General features: G+C 41.5%; 23 protein-coding genes, 1 tRNA gene and 1 pseudogene. 14 read left to right on the forward strand and 11 right to left on the reverse strand.

The genetic code is table 11. The features are described from left to right. Window positions 1-22: 22 nt before the first annotated feature. Entirely contained in the window at window positions 23-928 is a 906-nt protein-coding gene (locus UYI_RS0127735) for a LysR family transcriptional regulator (protein ID WP_016869947.1), read from the reverse strand. A gap of 160 nt (window positions 929-1,088) precedes the next feature. Between UYI_RS0127735 and UYI_RS33575 the strand changes: the two genes are divergently transcribed. From UYI_RS33575 to UYI_RS38460, 9 genes are all read left to right on the forward strand, one after another. Then, window positions 1,089-1,919 carry an SDR family NAD(P)-dependent oxidoreductase gene (locus UYI_RS33575; protein ID WP_016869948.1) on the forward strand — a complete coding sequence of 277 codons (831 nt, stop codon included), beginning with the start codon at window positions 1,089-1,091 and terminating at the stop codon, window positions 1,917-1,919. 106 nt (window positions 1,920-2,025) lie between these two features. Further along, window positions 2,026-3,081 (forward strand): Vgb family protein, encoded by a 1,056-nt coding sequence (locus tag UYI_RS0127745; protein ID WP_016869949.1) that lies wholly within the window; start codon window positions 2,026-2,028, stop codon window positions 3,079-3,081. Between the two features lie 18 nt (window positions 3,082-3,099). Beyond that, window positions 3,100-4,119 carry a zinc-dependent alcohol dehydrogenase family protein gene (locus tag UYI_RS0127750; RefSeq protein ID WP_016869950.1) on the forward strand — a complete coding sequence of 340 codons (1,020 nt, stop codon included), beginning with the start codon at window positions 3,100-3,102 and terminating at the stop codon, window positions 4,117-4,119. Between the two features lie 304 nt (window positions 4,120-4,423). Continuing rightward, complete coding sequence (locus UYI_RS33580; protein ID WP_016869951.1) at window positions 4,424-6,043, forward strand: GMC oxidoreductase; 1,620 nt, start codon at window positions 4,424-4,426, stop codon at window positions 6,041-6,043. Continuing rightward, window positions 6,040-7,428, forward strand: coding sequence for a carboxymuconolactone decarboxylase family protein (locus UYI_RS34285; RefSeq protein ID WP_081589271.1), 1,389 nt, complete (start codon window positions 6,040-6,042; stop codon window positions 7,426-7,428). Before UYI_RS33580 ends, UYI_RS34285 begins: the two co-directional genes overlap by 4 nt. A gap of 57 nt (window positions 7,429-7,485) precedes the next feature. Next, complete coding sequence (locus UYI_RS0127765; protein ID WP_016869953.1) at window positions 7,486-8,391, forward strand: oxidoreductase; 906 nt, start codon at window positions 7,486-7,488, stop codon at window positions 8,389-8,391. Window positions 8,392-8,457: 66 nt separating this feature from the next. Next, window positions 8,458-9,360 (forward strand): SMP-30/gluconolactonase/LRE family protein, encoded by a 903-nt coding sequence (locus tag UYI_RS0127770; protein ID WP_016869954.1) that lies wholly within the window; start codon window positions 8,458-8,460, stop codon window positions 9,358-9,360. Window positions 9,361-9,477: 117 nt separating this feature from the next. Next, entirely contained in the window at window positions 9,478-9,792 is a 315-nt protein-coding gene (locus tag UYI_RS38455) for an IS1/IS1595 family N-terminal zinc-binding domain-containing protein (RefSeq protein WP_016869955.1), read from the forward strand. After that, window positions 9,764-10,255, forward strand: a complete 492-nt coding sequence (locus tag UYI_RS38460; RefSeq protein ID WP_016869956.1) for an IS1 family transposase — start codon at window positions 9,764-9,766, stop codon at window positions 10,253-10,255. Before UYI_RS38455 ends, UYI_RS38460 begins: the two co-directional genes overlap by 29 nt. A gap of 66 nt (window positions 10,256-10,321) precedes the next feature. Here the strand turns inward: UYI_RS38460 and UYI_RS33595 are convergent, their stop codons facing one another. Continuing rightward, complete coding sequence (locus UYI_RS33595; protein ID WP_016869957.1) at window positions 10,322-10,594, reverse strand: helix-turn-helix domain-containing protein; 273 nt, start codon at window positions 10,592-10,594, stop codon at window positions 10,322-10,324. 218 nt (window positions 10,595-10,812) lie between these two features. Here UYI_RS33595 and UYI_RS33600 point away from each other — a divergent pair, with 218 nt between their 5' ends. Together UYI_RS33600 and UYI_RS0127795 are read left to right on the forward strand one after the other, a co-directional pair. Next, window positions 10,813-11,805 (forward strand): competence protein CoiA family protein, encoded by a 993-nt coding sequence (locus UYI_RS33600; protein WP_016869958.1) that lies wholly within the window; start codon window positions 10,813-10,815, stop codon window positions 11,803-11,805. Between the two features lie 72 nt (window positions 11,806-11,877). Then, window positions 11,878-12,387 (forward strand): annotated as a pseudogene (locus tag UYI_RS0127795) (IS1634 family transposase); the annotation flags it as partial. Window positions 12,388-12,406: 19 nt separating this feature from the next. Here UYI_RS0127795 and UYI_RS33605 read toward each other — a convergent pair. From UYI_RS33605 to UYI_RS0127810, 3 genes are all read right to left on the reverse strand, one after another. Next, entirely contained in the window at window positions 12,407-13,588 is a 1,182-nt protein-coding gene (locus UYI_RS33605) for a serine hydrolase domain-containing protein (RefSeq protein ID WP_308410446.1), read from the reverse strand. A gap of 187 nt (window positions 13,589-13,775) precedes the next feature. Beyond that, on the reverse strand, window positions 13,776-14,096 hold the full coding sequence (locus UYI_RS33610) for a hypothetical protein (RefSeq protein WP_016869961.1): 321 nt from the start codon (window positions 14,094-14,096) through the stop codon (window positions 13,776-13,778). A 22-nt stretch (window positions 14,097-14,118) separates the two neighbouring features. Beyond that, complete coding sequence (locus UYI_RS0127810; RefSeq protein ID WP_016869962.1) at window positions 14,119-15,447, reverse strand: DUF2254 domain-containing protein; 1,329 nt, start codon at window positions 15,445-15,447, stop codon at window positions 14,119-14,121. A 28-nt stretch (window positions 15,448-15,475) separates the two neighbouring features. Between UYI_RS0127810 and UYI_RS40300 the strand changes: the two genes are divergently transcribed. The 3 genes from UYI_RS40300 to UYI_RS37830 all read left to right on the forward strand — a co-directional run bounded on the left by UYI_RS40300 (window position 15,476) and on the right by UYI_RS37830 (window position 16,644). Continuing rightward, on the forward strand, window positions 15,476-15,649 hold the full coding sequence (locus tag UYI_RS40300; RefSeq protein WP_016869963.1) for a hypothetical protein: 174 nt from the start codon (window positions 15,476-15,478) through the stop codon (window positions 15,647-15,649). 153 nt (window positions 15,650-15,802) lie between these two features. Next, the gene (locus UYI_RS0127820; RefSeq protein WP_016869964.1) at window positions 15,803-16,027 is read left to right on the forward strand and encodes a hypothetical protein; all 225 of its coding nucleotides are present in this window, start codon (window positions 15,803-15,805) and stop codon (window positions 16,025-16,027) included. Between the two features lie 458 nt (window positions 16,028-16,485). After that, entirely contained in the window at window positions 16,486-16,644 is a 159-nt protein-coding gene (locus UYI_RS37830; RefSeq protein ID WP_162140428.1) for a hypothetical protein, read from the forward strand. On the opposite strand, the gene UYI_RS39885 is transcribed toward UYI_RS37830, so the two are convergent. The 6 genes from UYI_RS39885 to UYI_RS0127850 form a co-directional block, all read right to left on the reverse strand. After that, window positions 16,641-16,772: a hypothetical protein gene (locus UYI_RS39885; protein ID WP_016869967.1), complete on the reverse strand. Its 132-nt coding sequence runs from the start codon at window positions 16,770-16,772 to the stop codon at window positions 16,641-16,643. The two genes, UYI_RS37830 and UYI_RS39885, sit on opposite strands and share 4 nt — an antisense overlap. Before the next feature lie 96 nt (window positions 16,773-16,868). Then, entirely contained in the window at window positions 16,869-17,177 is a 309-nt protein-coding gene (locus UYI_RS34290) for a hypothetical protein (RefSeq protein WP_016869968.1), read from the reverse strand. 237 nt (window positions 17,178-17,414) lie between these two features. Beyond that, complete coding sequence (locus UYI_RS37295; protein WP_180977192.1) at window positions 17,415-17,603, reverse strand: hypothetical protein; 189 nt, start codon at window positions 17,601-17,603, stop codon at window positions 17,415-17,417. A 578-nt stretch (window positions 17,604-18,181) separates the two neighbouring features. After that, on the reverse strand, window positions 18,182-19,336 hold the full coding sequence (locus UYI_RS0127840; protein WP_016869970.1) for a site-specific integrase: 1,155 nt from the start codon (window positions 19,334-19,336) through the stop codon (window positions 18,182-18,184). 187 nt (window positions 19,337-19,523) lie between these two features. Beyond that, window positions 19,524-19,596 (reverse strand) — tRNA-Phe (locus tag UYI_RS0127845). Between the two features lie 72 nt (window positions 19,597-19,668). Next, a complete protein-coding gene (locus UYI_RS0127850; protein ID WP_016869971.1) occupies window positions 19,669-20,538 on the reverse strand; it encodes a metal ABC transporter permease in 870 nt (289 codons plus the stop codon). Window positions 20,539-20,615 lie beyond the last annotated feature (77 nt).

Consider the following 20,615-nt stretch of genomic DNA (forward strand, 5'->3'; position numbering starts at 1 on the left):
GATCTTGTTGAGAATACTTTCGTTAATCCCAGTAAGGAACTCCACGAAACCGCTTGACTAAAAAGTCAACAAAAGCCTGTATTTTAGAAGGGATATATCTTCCTGGTGCAAATACAGCAAAAATATCAGTCTCTGGTGAAGTCCATTCATCAAGGATAGTCAACAGTCGTCCGCATTTTAAGTCTTCGCCCACGATAAAGGTAGCTAATAATGCTATACCACAGCCATTCAAAGCTGCTCGATACAATGCTTCAGCATTATCAGACCTGATCCTGCCTTGAATTGGAACAACTACCTGTTTATCTCCACACGATAAATGCCATGTGTCACCCGTAGCAAGCAACGAAAAAATTAGACAATTGTGCTTTTCCAAATCTTTTGGCTTCTTTGGGTATCCATAATGGTTGAGATAATCTGGAGAAGCACATAAAACACGGCGGTTAGGAGCTAATCTGCGTGCAATAAGTTGTGAATCTCTCAGTTTGCCTATACGGATAGCAACATCAACATTTTCTTCTAATACATCGACAAATCGATCACTAAATGATATGTCAACGCTGATTTGTGGGTAAAGAGTTAAAAACTCTGGTAGCACTGGGGCAATATGCCTTTGTCCAAAGGTGACAGGTAATGTGACATGCAACAATCCCCGTGGTTCCCCAGACAGACTAGATATTGTTGCATCAGCCTCATCTAATCTTGCAAGAATGTCTAAGCAACGCTCAAAGTAAATTGCACCAGCTTCTGTAAGTACAACGCGACGGGTATTACGGTTGAACAGCCGGACACCTAGTGTTTCTTCTAGACGTTGAATTCGTCGGCTCAAAGTAGATGGATCAACGCGCAGTGTATCAGCAGCCTCAACAAAGCTAAGTCTTTGGGCAACGACTACAAAGCTACGAATAGATTCAAAACGATCTTCGATCATGCACTGTTACAGCCTCATTCTATATTGCTGCCTAAAAAGTATATATATGTTTATTAACTATTAATGCACCACATGCAACATTGAAATGCACATAACTATGATTATTAATTTGGATACATTAGTTAAGATATTTAACTAACTGACAGCAAAAAACACGGTAATGACATCGAAATTATCATTCCAAGGTAAAACTGCAATTGTCACAGGGGGCGGACGGGGGCTAGGTCGAGCTGTTTGCTTAGCACTGGCGAAGACAGGTGTAAGGGTTGGTGTTATAGCCAGGACATCAGCAGAAATTTTAGATGTAACCTATGAAATTCAAAAATTAGGAGGTCAAGCTTTTCCGATTCAATGTGATATGGCCGAGGCTGATGCAATTGAGAAAGCTTGCCTTTTAGTTGCTGAGCAACTAGGTTCTGTCGATATATTAGTAAACAACGCAGCGATTATTGCGCCACTCGGACGTACTGTGGAAATTGATCCAGTAGCTTGGGAACGCACTATTAAAATCAATTTAAACGGTGCTTTCCGATGCATCCATGTTGTCCTACCCAACATGATTAAACAAGGTTGGGGACGAATTGTTAACATATCAAGCGTTGCTGCCACGGGTACAGGTACACCAAGTGGAAATGCTTATGCTACAAGTAAAGCTGCTTTAGAGATGATGACTCTGAATTTGGCAGCCGAACTAGAAGGAACTGGTGTCAAAATGAACGCCTTTCGTCCGGGGACAATCGATACAGCAATGCAAGCAGAAGCTCGCTCAGCTCCTGTAGAGGTTGTAGGTGAGGCTATGCACAATCTTTTCCAAGGATTTTATAACAAAGGTATGCTTCGCGATCCCAAAATTCCAGCTGCGGTTGTGATCGATATAATTCGGAGTGATCTGAATGGTCAGATAGTCGATATCAACGAATACTTCAACCGTGGTATTTCACTTGAATTTTTTAGCAACAATAGTAATCAATTAATTCGGTCTGTAGTGTAAGAAGATAAAACCTGGCTTGAACTTGAAGACACCAGAGTTTGTTAATGCTGGTTGGGAAATTTTCAGAATTAGCAGTTGAGTAGAACAAACGATACAGTATAACAGTATGTCTAATTTTATCTTTAAGACATTTCTGCATACAGCTGCACTTGTGGTCTTTACTGTTAGCTCAGTTCAATGTGTTGCAGCAGAGGTACGCACATTAACTCCTATCAATCTGCCTGCTAATTTCCAGTACCCAAATGGAATTACACGTGCTAGTGATGGTACGTTGTATATCGGTTCGATTGTAAGTGGACGGATACTGCGTATCAGCCCAAAAGGCGAACTCAAAACTTTCTTTCCTGGAAGTGATGAAGTTTTTGCTGCCACAGCTCTGCGGCTAGACGAGCAACGAGGAATCCTCTGGGGAACTTCTCCTGATTTTCTGGGAGTTCGTGATTCAAATGGTAAAATGACGCGCCGCCCACACCGGATTTTTGCAATTGATACCCGTACAGGGAAAGTTTTGCGCGTCATTTTGATGCCCGATGGTGGATTTGGAAATGATATGGCACTGGATGCAAATGGAGGTGTTTATCTTACAGATAGTATGCGTCCTCGTATCTACTATCTTGCACCTGGAGCAGATAAATTACAAATTTGGGCAGAGGATAAAAGGTTCGCCTCCAATGAATTAGGGCTGTCGGGAATTGCTCGTAGATCCGATGGAGTTACCATTGTAGGATTGTTCTCCAGTGGAAATTTATACAAAGTTATACCTCAGTCCCGAGGTGGTGTAAAAGTTGAAGCTATACCCCTTGAGCGCAAGTTGGAAAACCCTGATGGAATGCAGTTTGCACCTGATGGTTCCTTAATAGTTACAGAAGGTGCTGTCGCCAGCGGTAATGGTCGCCTTTTACGCATTGATGCACTTTCCTCAGGAACTAAGCCCAAGTCAATCGAAATTATTGCATCAGGTATGGAATCACCAGTCAACTTGACTTTGGCAGGTCGCGAGGTTTGGGTGACTGAAGCACGAATCCGTCATCGCCTCTTGCCAGGAAAGGAACAAGAAATTCCTGATCGCTTCTTGATTCGTCGGTTTATGCTGCCAGCAAATGCTGCTAATGACGTAATGGAAAACTCTACCTCATCATCTATGCTCGAATCCTTGAAATGAAAGTATAGAGGTAACGTGATGAAAGCAATTGAACTTTGTGATGGATTTGGTATCGAAAACTTGCAACTTGTGGAGCTACCAAAACCCAACCCAACCAGAGGGGAAATACTAGTCAAAATGGAAGCGGTTTCCCTCAACTATGTGGACTTACTTGTAGTTAAAGGGTTGCTAGATCCAAATCTATCTTTGCCTTATGTTCCTGTATGTGATGGAGCAGGTGTTGTGGAACAGGTAGGTGAGGGGATTACAGCATTTCAACCTGGTGATCAGGTTGTGACTACGTTTATTCCTGATTGGTTGAATGGCAAACCTACTCGCCAAACAACAGACTATTCAACTCGACAAGGCTTGGGTAAAATTCCAGGACAAATCTCGGAATATAAATGCTTCCACCCCAATCAGCTTGTTCATAGCCCAACGCATCTTTCTTCTACTGAAGGATCAACTTTACCAATAGCCGGACTAACCGCTTGGAATGCACTGCAATACAGTAATTTGCAAGCGGATGAAACAGTATTGTTGCATGGAACAGGTGGTGTATCTATCTTTGCGCTGCAATTTGCAAAAGCGCGAGGCGCACAGGTGATTATCACTTCCAGCAGTGATGCAAAACTCAAACGGGCGCAACAGTTGGGTGCTGACCTATTGATTAACTACAAAACAACGCCTGATTGGGAAGCAATTGTAAATGAATTTACTTACAACAATGGAGTTGATGTCATTGTTGAGACAGTAGGTGGTCAAAATTTGCAGCGATCACTTAACGTACTCCGCATGGGGGGTCATATCTCGATAGTAGGCTTGTTAGATGGCTTTAATACCTGTGTTAATACATTAACACTATTACACCGACAAGCTACAATTAAAGGCATGGAAGTAGGGGGAAAAGAAAATTTTGAGACGATGAATCAGGGAATCGAAACTAATAAAATTCATCCAGTCATTGACAAGATTTTCCCCATAGAACAAACCCAAAAAGCATTTGAATATTTAGAGCAGGGTTGTCACTTTGGAAAAGTTGTTATTACCATCTCTTAATCATGTTTAAGAAGTCAAAAATTTGAGAAAGCAAATCCATTTAGACGCGGAGCGCTAGATAGGCAGAGGGCATTTACACAATCCCAATCTATTAATTTGAGGAATTTTATTAATCACTAAACTAGATTGTGATTTAAATAGGGAAAATTAAAATTTGCCTTCTGCTTTCTCCCAAATTTGTCTGATTTTCAGGATAGTTAATAATAAAAGAAAATAGCCTCAACTAAATACTTTAAACTTTAAATAGAGTGAGAGTGAAATTAATATGTCAAAAAATATTAATTAATTGAAAGTCAGAAGGATTATGCTTCACTACAAATTTAATTGTCGTAGTTTGCTTCAAGCTACTATGTTTTCTATTGGTTTAGCAGCTCCTCTATACTATTCGTACTATACATATGCAAATGCTAGTGATGAACTAGTAGACGCTATTGTTATTGGTAGTGGTTTTGGTGGAGCAGTTGCAGCCCTACGTTTAGGAGAAGCCGGTATTGAGACAATTGTACTGGAGCGAGGTCTTGCATGGCCAATTACTTCTGCCCAAGATACTTTTGCTACTTACCGCAAACCTGATGGCCGTTCTACCTGGCTCAGTCCGAAAACAATAATGTTTGAACCAGTACCTATAGATATCTACACGGGGGTTCTAGAACGAAAAGATGAATATGGAATTTCTGTTCTATGTGGTGCTGGAGTTGGGGGTGGTTCGCTAGTTTACAATGGTGTTACTTATCAACCCCCACACAAATTATTCTATCAATCTCTTCCTCGTGCAATCAGTTACGAGGAAATGGATAAAATTTACTACCCTCGCGTTCGAGCAATACTCCAGCCATCAGTGATTCCAGAAGACATATTAGCTAGTAGCTTCTATCAATCTCCACGCGTATTTATGGAGCAGGCAAGTAGAGCGGGATTGCCAAACCATTTACTAGATATAGCTTTAGACTGGGATATAGTCCGCCAAGAAATTAATGGAACTAAGGTAGCTTCCACTATCATTGGCGAAATATGGTATGGCATCAACAGTGGCTCTAAAAAAAGCTTAGATCAGAACTACTTACCGAGAGCAGAAGCAACAGGATATGTGAAAATTCTCCCATTACACATAGTCACATTGATTACTGAAGCCCCCTCCAATTCTGGGTATCGCTTCCGTGTTTTGTCTAATCAAATCAACGACTCTGGCGAAGTTATCCGAAGGAAATCTTTTGCTTGTCGCTATTTATTTATGGCAGCTGGTTCTATGGGAACTTCGGCATTATTGGTCAAATCCAAAGCGTTAGGTACATTGCCCAGGTTAAATTCTAATATTGGTCTCTTTTGGGGAGATAACGGAGATGCTTCTGGTAATCGTACTGGTATGCCTCCTAATAATCCAGGTGAAGGAGGACCAGCTGTTGCTGTTATTGAACACTATGATAATCCAATTAGTCCAACGGCTTTAGTTACTACTCCCATTTGGAACGCTCCTGAGGGAACTTTGCCATCTCTCAGTATGGGTATCCCACCAGCTGTTGGAAAATTCAGTTATGAAGCGGCTACAGATTCAGTTAGATTGTTCTGGCCCTCTGAGTTTTTGGAAGTTCAAAAAGTCAAGCAAGCAGCAGAATTTACTTATAGCCTGTTAGATCGGGCAAATACTACCTCAAGTAGCCAACCTACAACAATGGTGACTCCTGGGCTAACTGCTCATCCATTAGGAGGTGCAGTTTTGGGGAAAGCTTGTGATTTTTATGGACGGGTATTGGGTTATAGAGGACTTTATGTTGTTGATGGTGCACTGATTGCTGGTTCAGCAGGATGTACAAATCCTTCCTTTACTATTGCTGCTCTTGCAGAACGTTGTATGGATAAATTTTTGACAGAAATTCCTGAGCGCCGCTTTCAAAATACCCCGATCCAAGTCAAGAGAAACTTATGAAACTATATAAGAAGGTAATACCCAATCAGACATGCAAAAGCCTAGCGTGGAAGCGACGAAAGTTTATAGAAATGTTAGCTACATTTACCGCCCTACCATCAGCTTTTATTGCCTTTACCACCAGTGTTAGAGCAAACCAGAGCAATGCCTATCTTCCACATTCTCGGGATCGTTACAAACGTGGTCTGGAGGTACTGAACAAAATCGCTGGTGCAGGGACTGATGACAGTACGTTCATTAGCCTTCGAGTCTTCTCTCCTGATCTAGTACGCTTTTATATAGAACAATCTTATGGGGATATCTTTTCCCGTCCTGGCTTAGATCTAAAGTACCGAGAGATCGCTAATGTTGCCACATTGACTGTCCTTGGTAACGCTCAAACGCAGCTAAAACACCATATTAATGGTATGTTTAACGTCGGCTGTACCCCTCAAGAGGTCTTAGAAACAATCCTACATGTAATTATCTACCGCAGTTTCCCTGCTACACAAAATGGTATTAATGTTGTTCGTGAGGTATTTAGGGAGCGTAACATTGTTACAAATATTGACGTTGCCCAAACGGAACAGGATGAAAGCCGTTATCAGCGAGGCATAAAAAATCTAGAGGAGATTGTCGGCGAAAACAGTACGCAGATAGCTGAACAGTTCACTGATATTGCTCCCGATCTGGCTCATTACATTATTGAGTTTGCTTATGGTGATATCTGGTCACGTCCTGGATTAAGTCACAAGTCGCGAGCGATCGCATCAGTCGCAGCTCTTACTGCTATTGGTAATCAGCAGTCCTTGCTGAAGTTTCACATCAAAGTTGCTCTCAATGTCGGTTGCACTCAGCAGGAGATTGTTGAATTGCTGATGCAGATGAGTGTCTATGTCGGCTGGTCTGCTGCGATCACCAGTACTAACATTGCTCAGGAAGTGTTTCAGGAGTACTATCAGCAAAAGCAAAATTACGTGGAAAGTAATTTTGCTGTTACAAAGTACACAACAGAAACTTCACAAGTTCGTTATGAGCGTGGACTAGATACTTTAGGGAGAGTTACCAAAGCATCTGGTGAAGCAGTTGTGCGGAGTTTCAACGATATTCTTCCCCAACTAGGACGCTATATTGTCGAGTTTGCCTATGGGGATATCATCTCGCGCCCTAACTTGGATTTGAGGACAAGGCAACTTGCCACAGTTGCCGCACTAACTGCAATAGGTACGACAGCAGTGCAAGATCCTCTTAAAGTTCATATTAATGGTGCGCTCAACGTCGGTGCTAACACACAGGAAATTATTGAGGCAATTCTTCATATGTTGCCTTTCGCTGGCTTTCCTGTTGTTCAGAATGCCATAAATACTGCCAAAGAAGTGTTTAAGGAACGGAATTTGACGGTGTGATAAGGTCGAAAGCGGTTGCAGTAGGGAATTCATTTGAGAATAAATATAAATTTAATCATGGCTGAGAATACGAAAAAAGTTTGGTTGATCACTGGTAGCTCAACTGGATTCGGACGGTCTTTGACCGAGACAGTACTCAAGCATGGCGATCGCGTTGTGGCAACAGCCCGTAAACCAGAGCAACTCAGTGACCTTGTCACTCACTACCCAGAGACAGTGAAACCTGTTCAACTGGATGTTACTAAACCACAGGAAGTTCGTAATGCGGTTAATGCCGCCCTTGATGCCTTTGGTCGTATTGATGTATTGGTTAATAACGCTGGCTACGGTGCTTTGGGAGCTATAGAAGAATTCAGTGATGAGGTGATCCGACAGCAATTTGAGACCAATGTCTTTGGAGCGCTCGATGTCATGCGGGTAGTACTTCCGGTAATGCGAAAACAGCGCCATGGTCATATCATCAATGTCTCGTCGGTAGCTGGTTTTGTGTCATTTGTGGGAACCGGAATTTATTGCGGCACCAAGTTTGCATTGGAAGGAATATCAGAAGCACTAGCTCAAGAAGTGGCTCCACTGGGGATTAAAGTAACAATTATTGAACCTGGTGCTTTCCGCACAGACTTCAATGGGCGATCGCTAGTTACACCTGATACACTCATCGACGATTATGCCTCTACTAGTGGTGAATTTCTGCAATGGATTCACAATATGAACGGCAAACAACCAGGCGATCCAGATAAAGCAGCTCTTGCCATTATGCAAGCCGTTACAAGTAACCACCCACCCTTGAGGTTAGTTCTGGGAGCAGATGCTGTCAACGCCATTGATGCTAAGCTCAAGTCAGTTAAAGAAGAACTTGATACTTGGAAATCTGTTGCATGTGATACGACATTTGATGGAGTTGAAGTGGGAGCGATCGGTGGAGAGGCAAAAAGTTTACTAAATATTACCACTCCGAAATAGTTCCTTTGTTGGCAAAGTTTATATTTATATAGTTTTTGAAAGTTAGTAAAATAGGCAACGATAACAATGCAACCGAATTTCTTTCAGTTAGTTTATTATCTGGGAATTCTCCTTTCCCTATCTTTGCTAATCGTCAACCCTGCTGAGGCAGCAAACCTAATAGAGGGATTTTCACATCCTGAAAGTATTACTGCTGATTCCACAGGAAGAATTTTTGTCTCCAACATTGGTGAAAAGATGGAACCCACTGCCAAAGATGGAGATGGCTTCATTACTGAATTATCAGCAGATGGAACTGTCAAACGCAAGTTCTTCAACCCGAAAGGAACATTGAATGCTCCAAAAGGCTTAGCCGTAGTTAATAACGTTCTTTATGTAGCTGATATAGATCGGATTGTTGGTTTCAACCTCCAAAACGGTAAACAAGTCTTTTCTTTGGACTTATCTGCCAAGACATCCTTTCTAAATGACTTGGCAACAATAGATAAAAACACTCTACTAGCCTCGGCTTCAGATACCGGAACTGTCTATAAAATCTCTCTTCCCAGTAAACAATTTGTAGCTCTATCAGGTCATATTCCAGGAGCCAATGGTATCAGCTACGATAGTCAAACCAAGAGCATATATATTGTCGGATTAGGAGAAAATTTTAATGGCAAGGGGGGTATCTATAAACTTACTATGGCTAAACCTACTGTACAATTTGAGCAGATTAGTGTCCTGCCTGGTTTCTTTGATGGAATTGGCCTTCTCAAAGACAATCGATTAATCTACTCAGATTGGGTGGGAATTCAAAAGCCAACGCCGGGAGCGATTTACATCTATAATGCCAACACCAAGAAAGCAGACTTACTCAAGCTACCAATCGAAATTAACGGACCAGCCGACTTTTATTATCAACCAAAAGCTGGTTTGCTGTGGTTGCCGCTGACGTTGAATAACAAGGTTGCTATTCTAAAGCTGAATTGAAGAGAGGGATTTTTTTCGGGGGAGATAGGCAAGAATTAGGTAGTGTTACAGACGTGTTGAAAAGTAGTTATATAATAGGGAAATAAGTATCACATGAAATAAAAAATTACTTGAGTAATGATTCTCATACCAATTCGATGTCCTCACTGTCAGAATGCCAATATTTGTCGCAATGGTCGTACTAGTACGGGCAAACAAAGATATATATGCAAAAATCCAGAATGTCCTTATAAGACTTTTACACTGGAAGCTCATCCTTATTACGGTAGTCGTAAAGAAGTAAAAGAGAAAATCACCGCAATGGCAGTGAATGGAAGTGGTATAACAGATACAGCTCGTACTTTGAAAATTAGTCCAGTGACTGTGTTGAGCGAACTAAAAAAAACAAAGAAAAATAGAAAATGTGAATCGAAAGTTACTAGCTCAGCTTAACCCAGAATATGTAGAAGTAGAAATATATCGAGTCCCAAACAGCGAAGTATCTAAATCAGATGTCCAAAAAGCTGAAGTTGATGAAATGTACAGCTTTGTGGGCAATAAATCAAATAAACGTTGGCTGTGGCAGGCAATAGACCATAATTCTGGTCAAGTATTAGCTTATATCTTAGGAAATCGTCAAGACGAAGTTTTTATCCAGCTTAAAGAATTACTAAAGCCGTTTGGAGTACAAAAGTTTTACACAGATAAATTACCGACTTGCTCCAGGCATATAACTAAAGAACAACATCAAATTAATAAGTATAAAATGCAAAAAATTGAGAGGAAACATTTAACTTTAAGAACAAGAATAAAACGCTTAGCTAGGAAGACTATTTGTTTCTCAAAATCAGTTATTATGCATGATGTCGTACTCGGACTGTATATAAATAAATATGAGTTTGGAGTGGAAATTTGAGGAGTAAATCAACACTTCTGTAACACTACCAAATTAAGGAGCGCTGTCTTCCGGGGATGAGCTTAATCACTCTAGTAGTTTTAATAGGTCAGTAGAAGCAGTAGCGATTGTTTCTCCGTTAATTCGGAACGAAATTTCAAACTCAAATTCAGGATTTAGAGCATATAAGTACGCAATAATTGACTCAAAGGTGTGATCGTGCTGTGCATTCTCAAGCTTAGAAACCCAGCTTTGAGTGACTTCGAGCTTCTGTGCCAATTGCTCTTGAGTTAGTCCGCTTTGCTCGCGAAGGTCTCGCAGTGCCAGGCATAAAGCTTTCCGATGAGTTTGTTCTGTCATGTGTGAGGATGTAACTAAAATGGACGACAGTCTAGCTTGATTGTAATGGCTCTTTGTGAGCAAAACATCAATCATGTTGGAGTTCTTTCTAGCCAAAAATGTTTTTAAACCTTAATCTTGCAGCCATCTTTTTTTGATACGGTAAAAATATCTCTTTGTTTAAGTTAGGTGATATCAAAACTGCATTTACCAAATGTATCAAATAAAGGGTGTCTGTGATGTGGCTGAAATACGGTATAGATACAGATGGCAACCTTGTTGAGATTGATGATGTACCTCGCGGGAAGACTAACCTCAAGTGTCCTTACTGCGGCGGGGATCTGATTGCAAAGAAAGGGCGAATCAAGGAGTCTCACTTTGCCCATATGGGAGAAACTTGTCGTGCAGTTGGCTCGCGCACTCCTGACGATGCGCCGACACTGCCGTTGTACGATAAGTTTGGAGTCTTCTTAACGATTCCAGAGTTGGAAATACTAAAGCGATTTTGGGATGGAGAGGATTTTAGCCGCGATGATTTAAGACCTTTAGCTAAAAAGGATGTTATATATTGGAATCCTTACAAGCGCCAGCTGTGCAAATATGACTTCACAAACCAAGGAGAAATAGCAATTGGTAAAATGCCACTGGCTAAGTTTACTATCTTCCAAAGAGGTAGTTTTAAATTTAAGTTGATGAAATTTGAGGATGCAGTTAGTGACGCATACCGGAGTAATTCAGGGGCGTTACGCGAACGAATTATTGACCTGCAACTGTATCGCGCTCAAATTAAGCGCTTGCTATCCCAAACACTTTATTTTTTAGAGGTGAATGCTCTAGGGCAGAGGTTACATAAAATTGGTGTTACCGCTAGACCAATTAATGAACGTGTAGAGGAAGTGCTACGTGAGTTGCGCGGTCATTTCCAAAACGTTTCTATTCAAGTTTTGGGTACGTGGTCGCATTGGGGAAGTGTTGAAAAGTACTTTAAGTACCGCTACCAGGAATTTAATTATTCTATCGGTACGCTTACCGAATACTTCAAGTTTGATCATATAAGCTCCGTAATGCGTGATTTGCGTACTTTGAAACCCAAAGTTTTTGAGCAATTTGAAATCGATATTAAAGATGGCTCCTTAAGTAAAATTGAGGAGCGCATAGAAGAGGAACTACGGCAGAAGGCAGAACAAGAGCGCTTAGTGGTGCGATCGCAAGCAATCAAAACAGGAATGTAACGCGCTGCACTTTGGGGAACTCATATTGGTCGCCCAACAGGAGCAGAGAAAGACGAAGAATTTTTGGCTAAACTGGATGTCCTTGAAACAACTATCGCCACTGGCTATGAGGTGTGTCGTCATGTCGAGGTTGTTGATGAACGATTGCCATTACTATGCTGGCAAGAAAGGGTGTTGATTGTTCACTCACCAACACTTGCAAAACAACAGTTTCAGGGATTAGAGAAGCGACTTCACAACGCACAGCAGAAGTTGATGGCGTTAACTCCACAAAAAGGTCGTGGTAAACGACAAATCAACAACCTACAGGTTTTATTCCAAAAAGCTACAGCAATTGTGCGCCAATATCGAGTTGAAGGGTTACTGAGTTTCGACTATGAGTGCCAAGAAACTGTTGAAGAAACATACATTGGTCGAGGTCGTCCCACATCTCGCCCCAAACAAATTACACAGAAAATTAGGTATCAAATCCAGACTGTTATCCGCAATGAAACTGCTATTGCCCAAGCTCAAAAAACTTTTGGTTGGAGAGCTTTTGTCAGCAATGCTCCAAAGAGCCACTTATCTGTTGAACAAGCTGTTTCCTCTTAGTCAAATTCTATTACGCGAACGGTGAGTTGTTAATATTAATATGTTTAAATGGCGCGCTTATCTTTGCTAAGGTGTGGTGAGGATATTCCAAATCTCGGTAAGTGCCAGCGAAGCGTTCAAGTTGAGCATCGGTAAGGGTAAGCGGTTTGACAAGTGCAGGTTTTTTGGTAACGGGAAAATAGTGGTCAAAAAACTGATTCAAGATTTTTCCATACACTCCAGTAAAACTGTTAGTGGCAACAAAAATGCCTATATTTTGTTCAGGTATTAGAGTCAGGGAGCTAGAATATCCGCGCAAATTGCCCAAGTGTCCGATCGCTCGAATATTGTTTTCCAAACGCTCACGAAAACCGTAGCCAGTACCCGGTAATTTCGGATGCTGGGTAAAATGTGTCTCGTGCATGAGTCGTGCAGTTTCCGCCTCTAAAATCCGCTCGTTTTGATAGCGACCGAGTTGGAGATGAGCAATCATAAAATGAGCCATATCTGTAGCCGTTGCACTCATTGCCGCAGCAGGTGCGATATTTAAATACAAATATGGAACTGGTTTAAAGTTGCCATTTTGATATTGATAGCCTACAGCTAAATCATTAGCTAAAGGCGGCGGGGGCGGCTGAAGAAAGGTACTTCGACGCATGGACAATGGCTGGAAGATGTATTTGTCTATGTATTCAATGAAGGGGATACCGGAAATTTTTTCCACCAAATAGCCCAACAATACAATGCTGTGGTTGGAATAGCTGTATAGTTTACCCGGACGCCAGACAATGGGCGGCATATGATCAGGCAGGTAATCTACTAGTGGCTTCATCTGGGCTGCTGTGGGGGCTGCAATGCCAATCAATCTTTGAGTAGTACCGTCGGTGTGAGTCATCATCCTGGCAGGCGTAACTGCTTCAGGGTAAGGGTTTTCTAGTTGGAAGTGCGTAAGATACTGATTAACATCAGCATTCAAGTCGAGCTTTCCTCTTTCGTACAACTGCATTGCTGCTGTTGCTGTAAATAGCTTGGAAATAGAGGCTAGGCGAAAAAGAGTTTTATCGGCAACTACTGGTATCTTTTTCTCAACGTTGGCATAACCATAACCCTTAGCAAAAAAGAGTTTCCCATCTTTGACTACAGAAATGACAGCCCCAGGAACATGAGACTTTGACATTTCCTGATTGATGATTTTGTCTACTTTTTCAAAGATTTCGCATTAAGCGAGGCTTTGCTGTAACTATATCAGTTGTGATTGTACTAGTCATTTTAGTATGTTTTTTCGCACTAATTGTGCCGTGAGTGCCAAAGTAATTGCAAAAGTAGTATAGGCATGAACAATTTCGTCATACGGCCCTGGCAGATACAGCCCTTTGCATCTAGATGGAGTACACCCCACCTTAACCCTCACCGCTTGCGGGGAGAGTGCGCGTAGTGCAGGTGGGGTTCTTCTGTACCTCACTCAGATGAAATCTGCTGTAAAATAAACCCCAGACCCAACCCGCAGCATTTAACAACGCCGCAACGACAAACAGGAAATCGAATAATGTTGGCAGTCGGTCATCTTTAATTACAAACACCAAAGATACAATCAAAAAACATGCCAGACCTAAGGCATTTAACCAATTACCTTGAAATGCTGCAACTATTACGAATACTGCAAGTAGAGCCTGTCCCACCCATGCAATCACTCGAAAACCTCGCCAATTTGTACCGATCATTGTCTTTCTCCTATGCAAACTATTAATGCTCTAAGGCTTTAATCACGCTGTAATACCGTTCAATTACATCCTTGCGGTCTTGTTCTTCTGATAACCCCTCTTGGCTACCTCGCAAAATCATCTCAGCATGACGCTTCAGAACTAGCTTGTGCTTTGGATTGGTCGTGTAAGTAGCAATTGTGGCGATCGCTTCTAATAAACGAATAGTCACTGCTGCATCAGACTGTGCATACTGCCGAATCTGGTTAAAAGCTCGGTCAACTAATTGCTCAAACGTAAATGGCTCCGCAATTATACGTAGTTTGTGGTTATCGTCATAGCGGTAAGGTGAGGGAAAATCCCTTTGCACCAAACCCGACAGACCAGCACTCAGTCTGTCAATACAGCGTATTGCAGTAAATGGATCGTTCACAGCAGGAGAGATAGCGCGTAGAGCAATTTCTACCAACTGATTGATCGGAAACTCCACATCCTGCTGCTCAGTACGTTCTTTACCCAGAATAAAGGCATCGTTGATTTGTTTGCTAAGTTTTTGATTCACCCGTTCTCCAGGAAAAACCATCACCAAATCACTGCCCTTAATCACAAACTTTCCTGGTCGAAACTTGATACGCAACAGCAGATTCTGCTTACGGGCAATCTGCATTAATTCTTCATTATCAATTGCTTGCAAATAACCTGTACCGTTAGCTCGAATAGGGTAAGCTTCTTCCTCAAAAGAAATTGGAATTTCCGCAACCCGCCGCTCCTGTTCAGGTTCACCATGTCCAATCTTTTCTGGGAACAGCCGACGGGTGGCTTTGTCTAAGTCGTCGCTGACATTCTGGATAACGTGCGATGCTTGAATTATTGTCGAGGCGTGATGTATAAAATAAATCAATACACCAATACTAACAATTGCCAGCAGGATACCAAACGTAACAGAGATTTGCGGCACAAACTGCTCGTATCCATCTCCTTTTCCATGAATTGTCCGAAGTACAAGCAAGCAGTAGATGAACGTACCAATGAAGGTGCCAAGTACAATTTGATTACCTGTATCCTGCATAAAATTACGCAGGATTCGAGGCCCGAAGTTAGAAGCAGCCAGCTGAAGCGCCACGATTGTAATTGAAAAGGCTGTAGCGGTAACGCTAACCATCGAACCCGCAACAGCTTCAAGTAGCGATCGCGCCCCATCAGGACCACCAGTGTAGATCCACCACCATTTCTCAATTGCTAACATACTCATCCGGTCAAGTGTTAGCATCGCGAACGCCAAAGCAACTGCACCAATTGCCATGATTGTTGGCAAAAACCAATAGCTAGAGTGGAGTGTGTCCCAAAGCTTGCCTAACTTGACGTTCTTCATCTTTACCTTTACTGGAGATTCTCACTGTATGCAACGCCGCGCGTATTGGCAAGTAGTTTACTTTTCGTCGTCATCTGTTGGAAAATCTGCCTTGCCGTTGCGTTCGCCTGCGGTTTGCATTTGGGCTAGCAGTCGGAGTGAATCACTGATCCGGCGAGGTTTTGGTACTTTACTATTTCCTGCTGGTCAACCTTCACGCTGACGAGAGCGATCGCGCCTTAAATTTACCATAGGCGATCGCAAACTGAATAACCACTACAATTGCGATCGCTTCTCCTCGCCATACTCCCAACAAATAGGAAGTGTTTACTTATTGCCACTTATAATAAAGGATAGATTATAAAAATCTCAGAATATGAAAGTGTTAAAACTAGCAGCAGTGATCGATGGGTCAGGGAATTTACACCTTGATATTCCAACAGAGTTGCCAGCTGGTACTGTTGATGTAGTTATTGTCTTGAATCCAAGCATCCCAGATACACCTCAGATAAAACCCTACGATTTTTCGGATTTGGCAGGACGTTTAAGCTGGCAAGGTGATAATGTGGTTGCTCAAAGGATGTTACGGGATGAGTGGTAAACGTTATCTCTGAATTTTGTCCTTAATCAAAGGATTGGCGATCGCAGTAATTGCGTTAATTACCTGTTCTGGGGTTATTATCATTGCAACACTCCGTTCATGGCAGAGCATCCTGTACGTTTTTTATAGATGATTACTATTACTCATCATAGACTGTCAAGACAAAGTGTTCTTTTATACTTTTTTTAATTTCTTCTTGTCAGCTGCAAAACTCGCAAAGACGCATAACCCAAGCTTAAATTACAGTGCTGAAGATTGTTTATTTCAGTGGATAATCGCTGCTGTGACATTATAGGCATGGTTTCCTCAATGTCGGGAGCATCAAACCGCAGAGATGATTTTCTCTATCTCGGCAGAGCGAATATCGCTTCCACTGGAAAGGTTGTGAAAGTGCTGGGGTTTTGGATCGTCACCACCAGCAATCATTGCTCTGATTAGCTGCTCACTGTCTAATCCTGATGTGCGCTATCACCAAATCAACCATTCTCGCCATGCCCAGGTTAGCTGTTTTGCCCCTGTCTAAAATGCCGCGTCGGGATATCAAAACCGAGGCGTTGCGATATCCCACCATTACCAAGGCGAGGACTTTACGCGGCAATGTTACTGGCACCTGTTAAACATAGGTACAAATATTCATCAAATAGCCAAAGCTCAAAATAGTGCGATCGCCATTTTTCGCAGCTGTTGTCTCATTCGGAGTATATACAGGTTCTAAGTTTTCAAGTTTGACAGCAGGAAAGTCCATTCTGTAAGTTTGAACAGCACAACTGTAAGTGTTAACCTCAACAATTATGGACCAGCAGCCGGAAAACTTTTTTAATTCCGGATCACCTTTGCCAAATTATTGGCAGAGTTCACCAACAAAATGTGGATTGGGTACGGGCTGCTTACTCTTAATTTGTTGAACAATATCGCATTTATTCAGTTTTTTATCCAGTAGCTTTTGTGCCAATTGTTTCCCTTCTTCCTGCACAACCTTGGCTAACGATAAGATGTCTTTTTTGGTCAATCTAGTATTACGAGTCAGAATTAAGTGTTTTATTTCTTCTCCGAATGCAGTAGCTAAAATATCAAGTGCTTCAGTAAATTGAGCGTCATTCCTGATTGTGCGATCGCTCACTTTGTACTGTAGTGCCAATCTGTTAGCCACATCTACCTTGATTGGATTTTTTCCGTTTGGTAAATCCTGTTGGGGGTCATCCTCTACCGATAGGAAATTTTTCCGTTCGGTAAATTCTGTTTCAAGTTATCCTCACGATTTCCCCTTAAATGTATATAGCGCTTGCCTCTAAGATAACTTGCAGTTTTTGGTGTGATGTTGCGTCGCCTAACTGATGATTGGCAATCCAGCAGATAGCTGCTGCTCGGTCTGCAATCTCAATTTCTACTATCTTGTAAGGAATTTACGCCTAATACAGCCTGTCATGAAAAGAAATTCAATGAATTGGGCATAGTGTTTGTAGTAGCGGTTATTTTTGAATGCTTCGATAATTCTGTCACGTTCATCCCGACTGAAGGGATTTATATCACTGTCTTCCTTTTCCGGTATAGCTAAAAACGAGTTGCAGGCGTTCATTCGAGTTTTTAATTTGGACAGTTCCCTTGAATCTATCCCACTAATAAAATTCGGTTAATCCAGATATGAATCGTGGCTAGAGAAAGAAAACCATTGAAGCAGGACTGCGCCGCAAAGAGGAATCAGAGAAACTAAAAAATGGAGGACTTTCAATTAGCGAATTAGAAGCCTCATTAAAGAAAGCCGAACTTCGCATTGCTCAATTAGAAGCTGAGTTGCGTCTCAAAAAGAAGCTGGCAGCACAATAATGATTGGGTAATTAAGGGTTATTTCTGCCTCTATTTGGCACACTTATGTCAGAATTGGCTCATCATTTATCGTTCTAAGTTTATCTTTTTAGCATTCAAAGGCTTGCTTGATTATCATCGCTAATCCTATTAAAATAACCTTCTTTAATTACACTTGCTTGAATTGCGAGTCTTTGGTTTGTCTGTTTAGTTTGATAAGGGATACAGTTATTTCAGTAGAATTAATTGATTAACCCCATCTAAATTGATGGGATTTCTTTTTTAAATGCGAACTTCTGCAACAGAGAAATTAGTGAGACTCTATTAATGGGGTAATGTTCTTAAGTCAATTTAGGAAAGGTTTGGAGGTCTAAGGTTGGTAAAGTTAGTAGCACCGTAATGATTATCAATCATCTTGGCAGAGGTTCCCGTCCATCGACCGATTGCTGTGCTGTTAATATGTGACTCAACACACAAACTGATAAAAGTATGTCGTGTCTGGTAACTCTTACGGTACGGAATGCCGCATTTGGCTAAGATTGCTTTCCATGCACGATTAGAAAAGTTATGGTGGTCGATAAATTTTCCTTTTGGACTGGTAAAAATTAATGCTTCAGGATTAGGTTGTTCTGACCTAATATCATTTAAGATCGCTTGTAATTCTTTATTGATTGGTAAATCACGCTTTCTTTGTGTTTTTAGTCCTTCCTTCAGAACTAACCCATCTTCAGAAACCACAACAGATTCTCGAAACTGAACCGCAGTATTTGTAATGTGTTTCCACTTCAAAGCAATTGCCTCAGATGGCCTGCATCCAGTAAAAAACAAAAAGCGTACATAGTTGGTGTAATGGTTGTAGTAACGATCACTAGCAAAAGTACGAATAATTAAATCTCTTTCTTCTTTACTAAAGGGATTAATATCTTGTTCTTCAGTAGCACCCTTGGGTGCTTTGATTTTCATAGCAGCAAAAGGGTTAGCGTCAATTAGCCCCTCTTCCATTGCCCAATTGCAGCAAGCTTTGAACTGAGTTAAACAACGCTTTGCCGCATCTGGCGTTAAGTTGGCTAAAAGATAATCTCGAATAGCAGATGCTTCATCTAGCGATCGCGTAGGTAACTTAGCAATGTGATTTCGATGCTTGACAAAATCTTTGGCGTAGGTACTAGGACTAACTTGCGGTTTCTTAAATTCGCTATACCTATCCCAAAGTTGGTCTAATTCGGGTTTAGGCTTCTTAATGGGTGTAATGGGTGTAATCGTAGTCAGAGCAGATTGAGGTTGGTACTTCTGTAGAGTTAAGTCCAATCGCTCACAGAGTATATCTTTCTCAATCTCAGATGCCTTAAGTTCAGCTAATTTCCGGTTATTTAGGGTATCTGCTAAACCAGTAGAGATGTAATAACGCTTGCCTCTATATCTAAACCGCAACTGCAACCGATCATTAGAGTTAATGATAGAGACAGAACCCTTAGATGCCCGCCCTGTAGGAGTTTTGGAGAACATAACTTGATAAGGTGTAATTACTCCTCTACTCTATCTCTTTTACACCCAATTTACACCCATTTTTTATCTAAAGGTATCCAAAAATGCCCAAAATTTAGTTCAAAGTTAGAACATTTGTTCTTCCTCAGCCAGTACTTAGAAACTAGAAACCCCTTGAAATCGTAGGATTTCAAGGGGTTTAGTGTGATGCCAGGAACCGGACTTGAACCGGTGACACGAGGATTTTCAGTCCTCTGCTCTACCAACTGAGCTATCCCGGCGAAACGTTTGTTTTCAACGATTAACCAATGTAGCAAACTTTTTATGAAATTGCAATAGGTCAATCAAAAAAACTATGCGCCTTTGCTCATAAACTTGACCCAGCCGAAAACAGCCACAAACGCCAGGAATTGCACAAGTACAATACTCGGGCCAGAAGCAAGATTAAAAAGACCTGATGCGATTATGCCAGCTATGCTGGTGGTAGAACCAACTATCACTGACAGCAGCAAAAAGCGGCTAAAGTGATGGCTGATCAATTTGGCTGTGGAGGCGGGAATCACCAGAAATGCATTCACCAGTAAAACGCCGACAGCCTTAATCGCCACAGCAACAGCTAATGACAGCAAAATCACAAATCCATATCGATAAATTTGTACCGGAATCCCTTGGACTTTTGCCACACCAAGATTAAGGGTTAACAAAATTTGCTGGCGCAGGGTTGATAATAGAAATATGCTCCCACCCACAAGCACCAACATGGTTAAAATCAGGTCTGTGAGATCGATCGCCAGAATATCGCCAAACAAGACTCCCATTAAGTTGCCGCGATATCCTTGGATGAGGCTACTTAAAATTATGCCGATCGCTAATGCTCCTGATAATACTATACTAAGTACGCTATCGCTAGCTAAATCTGTTTTGTCGATAAAGTAAATCACAACTACCCCAAACACCAATGTGAAAGGTAGTAACATCCAAGTAGGATTTAACTGTAGCAATACGCCTAATGCTACGCCTACTAATGCCGCATGTCCGACAGCATGGCTGAAAAAAGATAACTGGCGCAGGGTGACAAAACAGCCAAGCAAACCACCAAGTATTCCCATTAAGACAGCACCAATCATAGCCCGCTGCATAAAGGGAAACTGTAACAAAGTTAATAAATCACTAGCCGTGGTGACAGCTAACCAATTGAAATGATTATCATTTAAAAAAATCATGCAATATTAATTTATACAAAATTCATGAATGTCTTAAGTATATAAGTTTAATTTTCATTCACTTAATTAAATGCCAG

Origin of the sequence: Fischerella muscicola PCC 7414, assembly GCF_000317205.1 — a bacterium.
Classification (GTDB): Bacteria; Cyanobacteriota; Cyanobacteriia; order Cyanobacteriales; family Nostocaceae; genus Fischerella; species Fischerella muscicola.

What these genes read in the sequence shown, in the direction of transcription:
- UYI_RS0127735 (WP_016869947.1), bottom strand. Translation starts at nt 928, where the DNA reads ATGATCGAAGATCGTTTTGAATCTATTCGTAGCTTTGTAGTCGTTGCC.
- UYI_RS33575 (WP_016869948.1), top strand. Translation starts at nt 1,089, where the DNA reads ATGACATCGAAATTATCATTCCAAGGTAAAACTGCAATTGTCACAGGG.
- UYI_RS0127745 (WP_016869949.1), top strand. Translation starts at nt 2,026, where the DNA reads ATGTCTAATTTTATCTTTAAGACATTTCTGCATACAGCTGCACTTGTG.
- UYI_RS0127750 (WP_016869950.1), top strand. Translation starts at nt 3,100, where the DNA reads ATGAAAGCAATTGAACTTTGTGATGGATTTGGTATCGAAAACTTGCAA.
- UYI_RS33580 (WP_016869951.1), top strand. Translation starts at nt 4,424, where the DNA reads ATGCTTCACTACAAATTTAATTGTCGTAGTTTGCTTCAAGCTACTATG.
- UYI_RS34285 (WP_081589271.1), top strand. Translation starts at nt 6,040, where the DNA reads ATGAAACTATATAAGAAGGTAATACCCAATCAGACATGCAAAAGCCTA.
- UYI_RS0127765 (WP_016869953.1), top strand. Translation starts at nt 7,486, where the DNA reads ATGGCTGAGAATACGAAAAAAGTTTGGTTGATCACTGGTAGCTCAACT.
- UYI_RS0127770 (WP_016869954.1), top strand. Translation starts at nt 8,458, where the DNA reads ATGCAACCGAATTTCTTTCAGTTAGTTTATTATCTGGGAATTCTCCTT.
- UYI_RS38455 (WP_016869955.1), top strand. Translation starts at nt 9,478, where the DNA reads ATGATTCTCATACCAATTCGATGTCCTCACTGTCAGAATGCCAATATT.
- UYI_RS33595 (WP_016869957.1), bottom strand. Translation starts at nt 10,594, where the DNA reads ATGACAGAACAAACTCATCGGAAAGCTTTATGCCTGGCACTGCGAGAC.
- UYI_RS33600 (WP_016869958.1), top strand. Translation starts at nt 10,813, where the DNA reads ATGTGGCTGAAATACGGTATAGATACAGATGGCAACCTTGTTGAGATT.
- UYI_RS33610 (WP_016869961.1), bottom strand. Translation starts at nt 14,096, where the DNA reads ATGATCGGTACAAATTGGCGAGGTTTTCGAGTGATTGCATGGGTGGGA.
- UYI_RS0127810 (WP_016869962.1), bottom strand. Translation starts at nt 15,447, where the DNA reads ATGAAGAACGTCAAGTTAGGCAAGCTTTGGGACACACTCCACTCTAGC.
- UYI_RS40300 (WP_016869963.1), top strand. Translation starts at nt 15,476, where the DNA reads ATGCAACGCCGCGCGTATTGGCAAGTAGTTTACTTTTCGTCGTCATCT.
- UYI_RS0127820 (WP_016869964.1), top strand. Translation starts at nt 15,803, where the DNA reads ATGAAAGTGTTAAAACTAGCAGCAGTGATCGATGGGTCAGGGAATTTA.
- UYI_RS37830 (WP_162140428.1), top strand. Translation starts at nt 16,486, where the DNA reads ATGTGCGCTATCACCAAATCAACCATTCTCGCCATGCCCAGGTTAGCT.
- UYI_RS39885 (WP_016869967.1), bottom strand. Translation starts at nt 16,772, where the DNA reads ATGGACTTTCCTGCTGTCAAACTTGAAAACTTAGAACCTGTATATACT.
- UYI_RS37295 (WP_180977192.1), bottom strand. Translation starts at nt 17,603, where the DNA reads ATGAACGCCTGCAACTCGTTTTTAGCTATACCGGAAAAGGAAGACAGT.
- UYI_RS0127840 (WP_016869970.1), bottom strand. Translation starts at nt 19,336, where the DNA reads ATGTTCTCCAAAACTCCTACAGGGCGGGCATCTAAGGGTTCTGTCTCT.
- UYI_RS0127850 (WP_016869971.1), bottom strand. Translation starts at nt 20,538, where the DNA reads ATGATTTTTTTAAATGATAATCATTTCAATTGGTTAGCTGTCACCACG.